We start from the raw sequence: 14097 nt of genomic DNA on the forward strand, positions 1-14097 counted from the left end.
AAAATCAACCCAACAATTTGCTGAATACATTATAAACTATGAACTCAAACCTAGGAATTAACATCGCCGGCTACATCAGCGGCGAATTTGGCATAGGAGAAGGTGTCCGAGCCAACATCAGAGCCACAGAAGCCGCCAACATTCCTTTCAATATCAACAATTTTACCCGCAGTCCCCACCGCAAAAAAGACACCACCTATCAAAACTTTAGCCAAGACAATCCCCATCCCGTAAACTTAATTCAAGTCAACGCAGATGAAGTTGCAACATTTATCAAACATACAGATTCCAGCTATTTTGAAAACAAATACAATATCGGCTTTTGGGCCTGGGAACTTCCCGCATTTCCCCCTGAATGGCAGCCAGCATTTAATCACTTTCACGAAATATGGACTTATAGCAACTATTGCGCCGAGGCAATTTCCGCAATCTCGCCAATTCCCGTTATCAAAATCATGCCCAGTATTGCTCTCCCCGCACCATCTCTTAGCAGAGAAGCACTGAATTTACCTAAAGATAAATTTATTTTCTTGTTTGTGTTCGACTTTTCCAGCCGCATCGAGCGCAAAAATCCTTTAGCTGCCATTCAAGCATTTAAACAAGCTTTTGGCGAAGATGACCGCCTATTGTTAATTCTCAAATCTTCCAACTCCGACAAAAATCTTGATCAGCAAAAATTGTTAAATTCTGCCCTAGAAAATTCTTCAAATATCAAACATCTAGACGGGTATTTGTCCAAAGATGAAATTAACGGTTTGCTGTACAATTGCGACTGTTATCTATCCCTGCACCGCTGCGAAGGATTTGGCTTAACAATGGCTGAAGCCATGTTTTACGGCAAACCCGTAATTGCCACCGGCTATTCATCAAATACAGAATTTATGAATGTCGGCAACAGCTATTTAGTCAAGTATAAGTTAATCCCAATTGAGAAAGATTGCGGGCCTTACAAAAAAGGCAATGTTTGGGCTGAAGCGGATGTCGAACACGCTGCTGATTTAATGCGGTACGTCTTCAACAATTACCGGGAAGCTAAACAAATTGGAGCGATAGCTGCTGAGGAAATTAAGACTTTACTCAACCCGCAAGTTACAGGGAATAAAATTAGAAAACGTCTCGAATATATTGCCGAGATTACCGATAAGTTTCAAAGCATACCTCTGTCAGGAACTGCCAAAGCGAACTCTGCAAAATTTAGGGCTAACTTGTCGCCATCTCAGCAACAAAGTCAATCAAAAGGAGAACTGCCAAACGAGCAGCCGAAGGTTAGCATTTGCATTCCGACATACAACGGAGAAGCATTTATTGGGGAAGCAATCAAAAGTGCTTTGGCCCAAACCTACGCTAACATAGAACTGATTATATCCGACGACGGCTCCACAGACCGCACAATTGCGATCGCCCAATCATTCCAATTACAAACCTCAGTCGATTTCCGCATCGTACTGCACCGCAACTACGGCTTATCACAAAACTGGAACTTTTGCATATCCCAAGCAAAAGGTCAATACATTAAATTTCTCTTTCAAGACGACTTGCTAGCACCAGAATGTATTGAAAAAATGGTTGCAGTCGCTCAGCAAAACTCAAAAATAGGTATGGTTTTCTCCCCGCGCGGCATCACCATAGCTGAAGATGAATCTAACCCGATTTTGCGGAGAGCTTCCCAATCAATTAAAGATTTGCATAAAAGTTGGTCGAATTTAAAATCTATTCAGCCAGGAAAAGAATTACTGGCAGATACTAACTGCTTGAGCAACCCCATCAACAAAATTGGCGAACCGAGTACCGTCTTAATTGCGGCCCGAGTTTTTACCGAAATAGGATTATTTGATTCGGGATTATCTCAGTATGTAGACTTAGATATGTGGTGGCGGATCATGGGGAATTATCACATCGGATTTGTAGACGAAAAACTGTCGTCACTGCGGATTCATCCCGAACAACAAACTTGGAAAAACTTTGCTGCTGGGGAAAATCATAAGGATGTAGTCAGATTTTACAATAAACTACTAAATAGTCCTGATTACAGTTTCCTGAATAAACAAATCAAACAGACAATTCGCCACAAATTGGCATTAAGAACCCAGCCTCGTATATCTGACTTGTCAGCACTGGTTGAACAGTACAAAAAATCGCCCTCAAACCAGTCTTTTCTCGCGCAACTGCGGCAATACCGCCAAGAAATAGCTACAAATTGGCTGAATTGGCCAGCGGAAAAATTAGAAAGTGCTTACTCGCAAGAAGCTGGGCAAGCTCATAAGTTGCTACTAGATAGCGGTCTCAAAAATGAAACTTTAACTGCGTCAGAACAAAGTTTTGTCCAGCAGTTATCCTCGAAACTTGCTGAAGGAGGGGAAATTGCCGATAAGATTCAATATACCCTCGCAGCGATGCTGTACTGCGACGCTTATCAGTTGCCGCTAGAGTATAAAAATGCAGCGATTCCCCAGTGGTTTTTTGACGATTTTCTGACATTCTTATTTCAGTCTCCCAGTTATTTGCAAGAAAAGTGGGAAGTTGAAAGGTACTCTGAATATTTCCAGCAGCTAATCAAGTACGTCGCTGCTAATATCGCCAGTTTTCCCGATGCGGAAGTTTGGCGTTATTTAGCGGCATTTATGACGCAAAATGTTAGCTTCAAAGCTTTGTACTTGAGCGAGGCAAATTTGTTCGATATATTGACCCAGCGAGCTGATATTTTGGAATATCATTTGAAAAATATCGGCTGTCAAATAGACTGGAATTATGCTAATATAAAATCTGAAATAACTAAAATTAGAGTCGGTTTTTTACTAGATAAAATTAATGATAAATCCGAGACTCGTGCTGCAATTGCGAGTTTTGAATATTTAGACAGAAGCAAATTTGAAATTATCGTGTACCATTCCCAGGTACAAGACGAGCGACTGGGGAAATATTGCGAAAATTGCGCCGACAAACTGGTGCAACTGTCAGAAGATTTGCCAAATCAAGTCCGAGAAATTCGATCGCACGATTTAGATATTCTGCTAATCTGCACCAATACTACCGACACTGCCCAACCAAGCGCCCTGCTGTGCCTGCACCGGCTAGCGCGAGTGCAAATAGCTACTGGTGCATCAACCCCCGCCACTACCGGCTGCCGAAATATCGATTATTTTATTGCCGGAGATTTGACATTGCCCGCAGGTGCTGCTGCAGAGTATCGCGAAAAATTAATTACTTTAAAAGGCTCGGGAGTTTGTTTAAGCTATACTGTAGCATCAGCACCTGCGACCGTTGAACCGACTCGCAGGAGTTGGGGAGCCACCGACGAATCTGTAGTGTTCATGTCAGGCGCTCAAGCTTTTACAATTATCCCAGAATTGAGAAAAACTTGGGCAAAAATTATTGCTGCCGTACCGAATTCTCTTTTAGTTTTGTATCCCTTTAGTTCCCGCAATGAAAACTATCCGACGGTACTTTTTTACAAACAAATTCGATCGCTATTTGCGGAATTTGGCATTGACAAAAAGCGCTTAGTTGTAATTAAAGCGCTGCCATCTCGCGCAGATTGCATAAAATGTCTGGAATTGGCTGATATATATTTAGACACCTATCCATACAGCAGTGCCTGCTCCTTAGCAGAACCGCTGTTGGCAGGGTTGCCTGTAGTGGTAAGAAAAGGGCAAACAACTCGATCGCGACAATCATCCGCAGTGCTCGAAGAACTGCTAATTCCGGAACTGGTAGCAAACAGCGAGAACTCTTATTTAGAGCTCAGCATAGCACTGGGGATCAACCCAGAACTGCGCCGGCACTACCGCGATCGAATCCAGCAAAAAATGGCGGCAAACCCTAAGTATCTCGACAGTCGCGCTTGCTCGACCCAACTCGGAACACTGTTTGAAAGACTATTCCGAGAGTGAAGGAAGAAGGAAGTTCGGCGACGAAGCAGTATACGGGTTTTAACGGATTTAACGGATGGATGTTGAGATAAGAAGGAAGATGGCAGAAGAAAGATTTTTCCACTCTCGCCCGATCCCACTCTCACCTTATTCCACTACCATTCTGAGACACGCGGGGAACCCCTCGCTAGGCAGAGCGTCAAGAAATAGACAGCAATAGCGCTAGCCCGCTGACGGTCTGCTATCATCGGGGAATCGAGGGGTTAGTGGTTGTCGCTCTTTTCCTGCCACAGCTAAATTAAAAGGGGAAGCGCAAGTCAGTTGGAGATAAAAAAATGACAGGACTTTTTCAAATAGGCGATAAATTACTGCAAGCTCAGGATATGCCATCGCTCCTGAAGCGGTACCAGTTGATGCCACAATTCTTGCGGGGTGTAATAGTAGACCAAGCGATCGCATCCTTTAGTTGCAGCGACGAAGAACGCCAATCCGCCGTCGAGAACTTTCTGGCACAACACCAACTGACCGCCCCCGAAGCCAAAGAAGCTTGGCTGCGCAGCCAAAACATGACGGAAGAAGAACTTCAAGAGATGGCCGTTAGGCCCTTGCTGATCGAAAAATTTAAGCAAGCCACTTGGAGACCTAAAGTAGATAATTATTTTTTAACCCGCAAAGCCAGCCTAGACCACGTAGTCTATTCCCTGGTGCGCACCAAAAATCCAGCACTGGCAAACGAACTTTACTTTCGCATCCTCGAAGGGGAACAAACCTTTGCTGAAGTGGCCCGCGACTTTTCCGAAGGGCCGGAGTCCAAGTCCGGCGGCTTGTTGGGCCCTGTACCCCTCAGCCAGCCCCACCCGGCAATCAGCAAACTTTTGTCCGTCAGCCAGCCAAATCAACTCTGGACGCCGCGTCCTCTGGCAGAATGGATGGTAATTATTCGACTAGAAAAGTTCATGCCGGCCCAGCTCGATGAATCGATGCGGCTGCACTTGATTAACGAACTCTTTGAAAGCTGGCTCGCCGAACAGATATCGCAAATAGGCCCGCTACAGCCCCTCTCTTCCGTGTCTTCAATATCATGACCGAAAGCAATTTTGCTCTGGGGCCCCCGGATTTACCCGTGGAGACTTTAAAAAGCGTAGCATCTTGACAAAAAGCCTCCGGATTCATCTGTGGATTCAAATCTAAAATCTAAAATCTAAAATCTAAAATCGGATGACTTCTTCCGCTGTTTCCCTCTCCCAGATTCAGGATTTCCTAGCTAAAACACCTCCCTTTGACCGACTCTCTGAGACGGCTCTGTCAGCCTTGGTGGCTAAATGCCAACTCCTCGGCTACCGGACGGGGCAACCGCTGTTTGAACGGGAAAAAATGCCGACTCAGGTGGCAATTATCTATCAAGGCCAGGCCCGGCTGCTGGGCTTTGACCAGCGCTCGCAGCGTCACGTAAGTTTGCGGTTGGTGCAGTCGCAGGAAATTCTCGGCTGGGCTGGCTTGCTCAGGGGAGTTCCCTGCGAAACCGCCATCGCTTCTACAGATGTGATCGCGATCGTCCTACCTGCCGAAGATTTCCTGAGCGTACTGGAAAAACAGCCGACATTTGGAGAAGCTTTTCGCGAACACTGTTCCTTGAGCGAAGTATTTGAACTGTTGAGCCTGGAGTTGCAGCGCCAAGCAGACGGCACTTCCAATCTCAAGGAACTCACCCTGCAAGCTTGGCAAGATGCGACAGTTGTCAACGTGCCAAACGGCAACAAAAAAACTCAAGACATCGCCAAAGAGCTAGATGCCGATCGAATTTGGCTCGTCAGCAGCGGCGTCTTGGGCGACTTTCCCACCGGCAGCCGCTTCTCAGTGGAAAACGCAGCCAAATCCTTAAAAATAGAAGGTCGCCTCGGCGCCCGCTTAGTCGGCTTCCGGGAACCCCCAGAACCCCAACCCGAAACAGACCCATTAAATGGCACGACAGATACAGCAGGCTTGGGGCAGAAGCCGCCCGGCGGAAAATTAATTGAGGTTCTACCCGGCCCAGACCGTCCCCCAGAACCCAAAACCGACCAACCAAAGGATGCGGCGAGATACCCAGTTTTCCGCGCCAAAGGGCAGATTGACAGCCCGCTAGCTTGCTTCCAGATGTTGAGCAAGTATTTCGGCCTCAAATTTCGTCGAGATATCATCCGCAAAGTTCTAGAAAATCAGTTAAAAACTGCTGGTTCTATCAGTATGCAAGCCTGCGGGGCGATCGCCCAAAGCATCGGCCTCACGCCTCAATTGGCGCAAGTGCCAGCAGAAGCCATCAACCGCATCAAAGCCCCCGTAATGATTAAATGGCAAGATAGCTTTGCCATTATTTACAGCATCACCGAGCAAGAATTGGTGATTGCCACGCCCGAACAGGGGCTGATGCGGAAGCGGATACCTCAGTTTAAAGAAATTTGGGGAGAATCAGGAGAAGTCCTGCTGCTGCAAGCTCCGCAAGTCGAACAAAAAGAGCAGTTCAGCTTCTGGTGGTTTGTGCCGGCCCTCATGGAACACAAGACAGTGTTTTTTGAGGTGTTGCTCGCTTCGTTTTTTGTACAGTTATTTGGTCTTGCCAACCCATTAATCAGCCAAGTAATTATTGATAAAGTCTTAGGTCAGCGCAGCATTGACACCTTGGATATTTTGGGAGCATTTCTATTAGGTGTTGCTCTGTTTGAAGGACTGCTCAACGGTTTGCGTACCTTTTTGTTTATAGATACCTCAAACCGCATCGATGTCAAATTGAGTGCGGAGGTAATCGACCACTTGCTCCGGCTGCCCCAAAATTACTTTGACAACCGGCGCGTGGGAGATCTGGTTTACAAATTCAGCATGATGGGTCAGATTCGGGAATTCATGACGAGTACAGCTCTGACAGTGGTTCTCGATGCGGTATTTTCGGTGGTTTACGTCGCCGTGATGCTCTCCTACAGCGTGCAGCTAACGGCAGTATCTTTGGCAGTGGTACCGATACTGGGGCTGATGATTGTTCTAATCAATCCGCTGGTGCTGCGCCTGATCAAACAGAGAAACAACCGTTTTGCTGACTCTCAATCTTATTTAGTGGAAGTAGTCAGCGGGATTCAAACTGTTAAGGCTCAAAATATTGAATTGAAATCCCGCTGGGAATGGTCGAGCCGCTACGCAAAATACATTACAGCCAGTTTTAAAACAATTATCACGGGGACTGCGGCGGGTACGATTAGCAGCTTTTTAAACCAGGTGGGTAACTTAGCTCAGTTGTGGGTGGGAGCTTATTTGGTACTGGGAAATGAAATTACTTTGGGTCAGTTGATTGCTTTCCGAATTATTTCCGGGAACGTGACAGGTTCGCTGCTGCGTTTTGTGAGCGTGTGGCAGAGTTTCCAAGAAGTCTCGATGTCGATCGATATGCTTAAGGATGTGGTCGATACGCCGACGGAAACCAGCGATGAAGACCGCAGCAATATCCCGCTGCCGGCAATTCAAGGGCAGGTTACCTATGAGGAGGTTTCCTTCAGATTTCTCGAAAGCGGGCCGCTGCAACTGGCGAATGTGAATTTGGAATTTCCCGCTGGCAGTTTTGTGGGAATTGTGGGAGGAAGCGGTTCCGGGAAAAGTACGGCGATGAAGCTGTTACAGCGTCTTTATCCGCCGCTGTCGGGCCGGATTTTTATTGACGGGTACGACATTGCCAAGGTGGAATTATATTCGCTGCGCAGCCAACTTGGGGTGGTGCTGCAAGATACTTTGCTGTTTAACTGCTCGGTACAGGAAAATATTGCTCTGAGCAATCCCGATGCGAGTACCGATGAGATTGTGCGAGCTGCGAAACTAGCGGTGGCTCACGATTTTATTATGGGCTTGCCTGCTGGGTACAATACGATCGTCGGAGAGCGGGGTTCGTCGCTTTCTGGGGGTCAAAGGCAGCGTTTGGCGATCGCCCGCACGATTTTGCAAAACCCGAAACTGCTGATTTTGGACGAAGCTACAAGCGCCCTCGACTACCATTCCGAACGCCAAGTTTGCAATAACTTAGCAGAAGCTTTCGCCGGCCGCACGGTGTTTTTCATTACTCACCGCCTGACTACCATCCAAAACGCTGATGTAATTATTATGATGGATCAAGGTTCTGTAGTCGAGCGGGGAACTCATAAAGAATTAATGGCTCTTAAAGGGCGTTACTACTGCCTCTTCCAACAACAAGAGTCATCGAATACCTGATCTCTAACAACTCACAACCGATCGCTAACAATTAACAACTGAGAACTAACAAATGGCTATGAAATCGTTAATACTTTCTGAGCAACCAGTCATTCTCGAAAAACCAGCGATTTGGTCGCACTTGTTTTTGTGGATGATCATGCTGATGACCACTTCTGCTGTAGTTTGGGCTTATTTTGCTAGCGTAGAGCAAGCTGTCCCCGCTATCGGCCAATTAGAACTCAAAGATGGTGCTAGAGACATCCAAGCACCTGCTACAGGAGCTGTGGTGAGAGTTCACGTTGAAAATGGCGATCGGGTAGAAAAAAACCAGCCTTTGCTCACTTTTAACCCCCTTGCATCCAGTGCTGATTTAACTTCTGTTAAGAAAACTAAAGAGGCTCTGGAAAAGGAAAACAAATTTTACGAAGATGTGGTTAACGGCAAAATTCAAGGCCCTATTCCTTCAAGCCTAGAATCAACTATCAAAGACAGACAGAGCCTCACGGCACAAAATCAAGTGCTGCAAGCTTTGATTGACGAGCTGTACCTCAATCGGGGAGCGAGCGGAAATTTTGATGCTGCTCAGCAAGGGCTTTATGTTAATTATCGATCGGAATTTTTGTCTCGCGTAGCCGCAGCCCAAGGACAAGTTCAGGAGTTGGAAAAACAACTGAAGCAAGCTCAGGATGCTGAGAAAGCCGCAGGCGATCAAATGACCGTAGCACAGCAACAACTGGGTTTTGCCCAGAACCAATTAAATTATGCTCAGCAGCAGTTAAGTTCTTCGCAAGAGCAAGTAAAATCTGCCCTGGCTCAGAGAGATTTGGCGGACGAACAGTTAGCCAAATCCCAACAAGTATTGAAGTCGAATCAAAACATTCTAGGCAGACTCGGCCCTCTGGTGGAGCAAGGAGCGATCGCTGAACTGCAAAAAGAAAAACAGGAACAAGATGTTTTCAGAGGACAAAGCGACGTTCTCAAACAGCAAGATCAAATCAAGCAGCGCGAAGGTGAAATTAACGCCCGCAAAGGCGAAATTAACACGCGCCGAGGTGAGATAAATACGCGCCGAGGTGAAATTAACGCGCGTCAAGGTGACATCCAAAAAATTAGTGCTGAAATACAGCGCCAGCAAGGAGAGCAAGCGCGCCTTCAGGAGTCCATCAGCCGCGCCGAAGAACAGTTGAAAAACACCAAGGATTCCTGGGCAAAAGAACTTTACACCAAAATTGCTGAAAACGAGAAACAAATTGCCAGCAGCGATTCTCAGCTAAGTCGCTTCAAGGTAGAAAACCTGAAAAAGCTATCAGAAATCAATGCTCAACTTGAAAAAGCGCAGCAAACCCGCGACACTCAAGTTATGAAGGCTCCGGTATCGGGCGTTATCTTCGATTTGAAACCTTCTAAGAAGGAGAATGCTAAGTTGGATATGGCGAAAGATCCGATATGCCAATCCATTATTAATTCGGTGCTGAAACCGGGCGAACCGCGCCCACAACGATGCGAAGAAGCTTATTACGAAGCGCAGCAAACTGAAAAGCTACTCAAGGTTCTGGATGACGAAAACGGTCTGGAAGCAGTTGTTTACCTGGAAAACAGCAATGTGGCTCTGGTATTGGATGCTTTGAGACAGAAGCGGGAAAAATTGGAGCCATATCACGGCAAACAATTAGATGGAGAAAAGATTGATTGCGAAAAGGGTAAAAGTTGCGTGTGTCCTGAGAAGGAAGTTAACAGAGAGAAACTGGGTTTGACGAAATACCAATGCGTGCCTGTGGAAGTGAATGTGGAAGCTTTCCCGGCTATGGAGTTTGGTACTGCTGAGGGTGAAGTGAAAGAGATTAGCAGCGATGCTGAGCCTCCTACTGAACTGCGGAAATACTACGCTTTCAAAACCAAAATTAAGCTCAAGAATCAGAAGTTTGTTTTGAACAAGGGCAAGGCAAATGAAGTGGAGGTTGGTTTGCAGTCTGGAATGTCCGTGAGTTCTAATATTAATATCGGCAAGCGGACTGTTTTGCAGATGTTTATCAACCGATTTACTGGGAAACTGGATACGTTCAAGACTGTTAAGTAGGTTGATTCGAGGCGAACAGAATTCGCTACTACAAAACCAAAGTCCCAGCAGAGGGGGACTAATTGTAACTGGTTCCCTGGAAGAGCCAGGGAACCCATGTCCAGAGGATCTGCCTCGCAAGCTTTCATGAAAATGGGAGGCAGATCCTCCCGGGGTTACCAGGCTCTGCCTGGTAACGAGTAGAATTAGAGCGACCTACTTAAAAGAAAAATTGAGCGCAGCTTGGTATAAAATTGTGGCTGCAATCGATCGCGCATTAATGAAAAAATTTATTTTATTTACTCTATACCTGATTCCTGTCCTGTTATTAATCGGATTTGTAGCGAATTTTAGCGTTAACGTTCCCGTTGATGACGAGTGGAGGTTAGCTAGCCTTTTTGAGAAAATAGCTCAGGGAAATGTAACTTTTAACGATTTTTGGGCTTTGCACAGCAATCACCGCATAGTGTTCCCGAAAATAATTATTGCGGTGCTGGCTTTTGCTTCCCGATGGAATATTAATTATCAGTTGTGTGCCAGCATAGGTTTGGCTGCGATAACTTTTATCGCTATGTACAAGTTATCCTCGATGCAAGTTAAGAAGGTTGGGGATGATTTGTGGCATTTAGCTAATATTTTAACTTGTATTTTGGTGTGTTCCCTAGTTCAGTATGAAAACTGGCTTTGGGGATTTCAATTAGCGTGGTTTTTTGTAAATTTGTGTTTTGTAGCTGCGGTTTATGCGCTGGTTTCAAATCACAAATTATTGCCTAATATTAGAATCTCTATAGCTGCTGTCTTCTGCTTTATTGCTAGTTTTTCCCTAGCCCAAGGTTTGCTTTCTTGGTTAGCAGCAATTCCGGCTGTAGCGGCTTTAGAAGGAAATACCGTGCAGAAACGAAAAAGAATTATTGTATGGATGCTGCTGTTTGTGGCAACTTGTGCTGTTTACTCAATTGATTATCATCCCAGCCGGAAAGCAAGTATTATTTCATTGTTGAGCAAGCCACTTGTGGTGATTGATTATTTTTTGAGTTTGTTGGGTTCACCACTTGTACGTTTTCCGGGTATTTCTGCACTGGTTGGCTTGCTAATATTTGCAATTTTCTTATTTTTGGGATTCTATTTCTTCGTCATTGCGCGCCCTGGAAAGCAATCTCCAGCCCCAGCGATTGCTTCGTACCTCCTAATGACAAATAGGAATAATATTAGTGAAAATCACGAGGCTTTACCTTGGCTGTCAATAGGTTTTTTTTCTGTTTTATCGGCTCTGTTTATTACTGCTGGCAGGGCGGAATTTGGGGCGATTCAGGCGCTCGAATCGTCGAGATATACGACGAATTCGATTTTGCTGTTAATTGCTTTGGTTCAGCTAGGGCAATTGTTTGTCCGAGGTAAATATCAAGAAACTAAAGCAACGTTAAACCACAACTACAATTTTTTTTATCGGATGTTGGCAGGGCTGTTAATTGCTACAATTATTGTTAACTCTCAGCAGGCGATCGCCCAATCTCGATCGGCACTTCTTTACAAACAAGGCGCTCAAGATTGTTTGCAGTTAATTAACTATCTGGAACAGTCTGATTTTTTTGAGAATTCGCCGGAAAGCTGTTTGAGGGTGCTGAGCAAAAAAACTTGGCTGGTGAGAGAAGGCGCGGCAATTATCGACAAAATAGGTTGGAAAAAGTTTGCGAAAAATGTAGAGTTTATTTCTAATACCGAGAAAGTTTACGGCTATTTAGAGAAACCTCAAACCAGCGAAAAATCGGTGACTCTCAAGAAAAATGCTGCTGTCAAGGCTTCCGGTTGGGCGGTTTTGCCAGGAAATTTGAAACAGCCGAATATTGTACTGCTATCTGTCGGCGATAAACAATCTTTTTTTGCTAACGCTTATGTAAATTTGGACAGTCCCGACATCGCTAAGAGTTTAAAATCTGAGTTGTACAACAATGCAAGGTGGGCGGTTGATTTGTCGGATAATAATTTGCCGATCGCCCAAACCGAAATTAAAGCTTGGGTGTATAATCCTGTTGACAACCAGTTTGTCCAGTTGCGCGGAGGATGAGGAGTGAAAATTTCTGTGATTATACCAGCCCACAATGAGGAGGGCTGCTTGTACGGTACTGTGCGGGCGATCGCCCAGACGCTTGATTTAGAAGGCATTCCGCACGAAATTTTGATTGTGAATGACAATAGTGTCGATCGAACTATTGATATTTGCCAGGAGTTGTCAGAGACTTTTCCCACAGTTAGATACATCAACAATCAACCTCCCAACGGTTTCGGATTTGCCGTGCGCCGGGGATTGGCGGAATTTGACGGAGATGCTGTGGCAATTGTGATGGCGGATGCTTCAGACGATCCGATAGATTTGGTAGCAGGATACCGCAAGTTGCAAGAAGGATATGATTGCGTTTTCGGTTCCCGCTTTATCAAAGGCGGCTTTATAGTTGATTATCCAATTCACAAGTTAGCAATTAACCGCTTAGCAAACTGGTTTGTCAAAAGTATTTTCGGCTTGCGGTACAGCGATGTCACCAATGCTTTTAAAATTTACCGCAGAGAAGTAATTGAAGGCGTGCAACCGATTTTGAGCCATCATTTTAATTTGACAGTGGAACTGCCTTTAAAAGCAATTGTTCGGGGTTTTTCCTATACGGTGATTCCTCTGAGATGGTACAATCGGACTGCCGGCATTTCTAAACTGAAAATAAAAGAGATGGGGAGTCGGTATTTGTTTATTGTCTTGTATGTCTGGCTCGAAAAACATCTCTCTCGCGGCGACTACCACCGGACTAGAAAGATAGCAAAATTAAAAGTGAATGCCTGAGAGAATTTTAATTGTGGGCGGGGCGGGTTTCATCGGCAGTTGTTTGGCAATTGGCCTGAAGAAACTGCACCCAGAATGGCAAATAATTTGTTTAGATAACCTGCGCCGCCGGGGTTCAGAATTGAATCTGCCTCGGCTTAAAAGTTGCGGGATTCAGTTTGTTTACGGGGATATTCGCACAGCGGCAGATTTAGATCCAGTTGCACTGAATGCTGACTGCATTATAGATTGTGCTGCGGAACCTTCTGTGCTGGCTGGTTTTAGTTCGCCACAGTACGTTTTGCAAACGAATTTACTAGGCACTGTGAATGTTTTGGAGTTGGCGAGACAAACGGGTGCGAGTTTGCTGTTTTTGTCTACGAGCCGGGTGTATCCGATCGCCAGTGTCAAGTCTGTTAAGCTGTTAGAGTTGCCGAATAGATTTGCGATCGCCCCCGAGCAAACTTTACCCGGCATATCCGAGTTGGGCATATCAGAAGACTTCCCTTTAAAAGGACACCGTTCGCTTTACGGAGCAACTAAATTAGCTTCAGAATTGCTGATTGAGGAGTACAGGGAAGCATACAACGTGCCGGCAATTATTAACCGCTGCGGGTTGATTACCGGGGCTTGGCAAATGGGTAAAGTCGATCAGGGAGTTTGCGGTTTGTGGGTGGCGGCTCACTATTTTCAAAAGTCGCTGAGTTATATCGGTTTTGGTGGCAGCGGCAAGCAGGTTAGGGATTTACTGCACGTTGAAGATTTGTTGAGGTTAGTTAATTATCAGTTAGAAAATTTTTCCAAATTAGATGGTGAAGTTTTTAATGTTGGCGGCGGTTTGAGCAACAGTCTTTCTTTGGTTGAGACAACTGATTTGTGCCAAAAGATTACGGGGAAATCGATTCCGATTCCTCCTGTTTTGGAGGAACGCGCGGGGGATATTCCGATTTTTATTACTGATTCTTCTAGGGTGATGGAGAAAACAGGGTGGCAGCCTCTTATTGGGCCGGAAGCGGCTTTGCAGGATATTTATGATTGGATTGCTGCTAATGAGGTGGTTTTAAGTTCGATTTTGTAGGGATTTTTTAACCGCAGATGCAGGCGGATAAACGCGGATAAACGCAGATGTATCGCTCTGCCTGCATCTGACGGGA

The 14097-nt window shown here is 45.5% G+C and carries 7 protein-coding genes; all 7 read left to right on the plus strand.

Annotation, left to right across the window (positions count from 1 at the left end; translation table 11 throughout):
* The first annotated feature begins 38 nt into the window (after window positions 1-38).
* Window positions 39-3890: a glycosyltransferase gene (locus QUA20_RS05260; RefSeq protein WP_333186088.1), complete on the plus strand. Its 3852-nt coding sequence runs from the start codon at window positions 39-41 to the stop codon at window positions 3888-3890.
* A 314-nt stretch (window positions 3891-4204) separates the two neighbouring features.
* Entirely contained in the window at window positions 4205-4954 is a 750-nt protein-coding gene (locus QUA20_RS05265) for a peptidylprolyl isomerase (protein WP_333186091.1), read from the plus strand.
* A 133-nt stretch (window positions 4955-5087) separates the two neighbouring features.
* Window positions 5088-8096 (plus strand): peptidase domain-containing ABC transporter, encoded by a 3009-nt coding sequence (locus tag QUA20_RS05270; protein WP_333186094.1) that lies wholly within the window; start codon window positions 5088-5090, stop codon window positions 8094-8096.
* A gap of 52 nt (window positions 8097-8148) precedes the next feature.
* Window positions 8149-10155: a chromosome partitioning protein ParA gene (locus QUA20_RS05275; protein ID WP_333186098.1), complete on the plus strand. Its 2007-nt coding sequence runs from the start codon at window positions 8149-8151 to the stop codon at window positions 10153-10155.
* 211 nt (window positions 10156-10366) lie between these two features.
* Window positions 10367-12199 carry a hypothetical protein gene (locus tag QUA20_RS05280; RefSeq protein ID WP_333186100.1) on the plus strand — a complete coding sequence of 611 codons (1833 nt, stop codon included), beginning with the start codon at window positions 10367-10369 and terminating at the stop codon, window positions 12197-12199.
* A 3-nt stretch (window positions 12200-12202) separates the two neighbouring features.
* Window positions 12203-12964: a glycosyltransferase gene (locus QUA20_RS05285; RefSeq protein ID WP_172186408.1), complete on the plus strand. Its 762-nt coding sequence runs from the start codon at window positions 12203-12205 to the stop codon at window positions 12962-12964.
* Window positions 12957-14021 carry an NAD-dependent epimerase/dehydratase family protein gene (locus tag QUA20_RS05290; RefSeq protein WP_333186105.1) on the plus strand — a complete coding sequence of 355 codons (1065 nt, stop codon included), beginning with the start codon at window positions 12957-12959 and terminating at the stop codon, window positions 14019-14021. Before QUA20_RS05285 ends, QUA20_RS05290 begins: the two co-directional genes overlap by 8 nt.
* The last annotated feature ends 76 nt before the right edge of the window (window positions 14022-14097 follow it).

Source organism: Microcoleus sp. Pol7_A1 (assembly GCF_036701085.1).
GTDB classification, from domain to species: Bacteria; Cyanobacteriota; Cyanobacteriia; order Cyanobacteriales; family Microcoleaceae; genus Microcoleus; species Microcoleus asticus.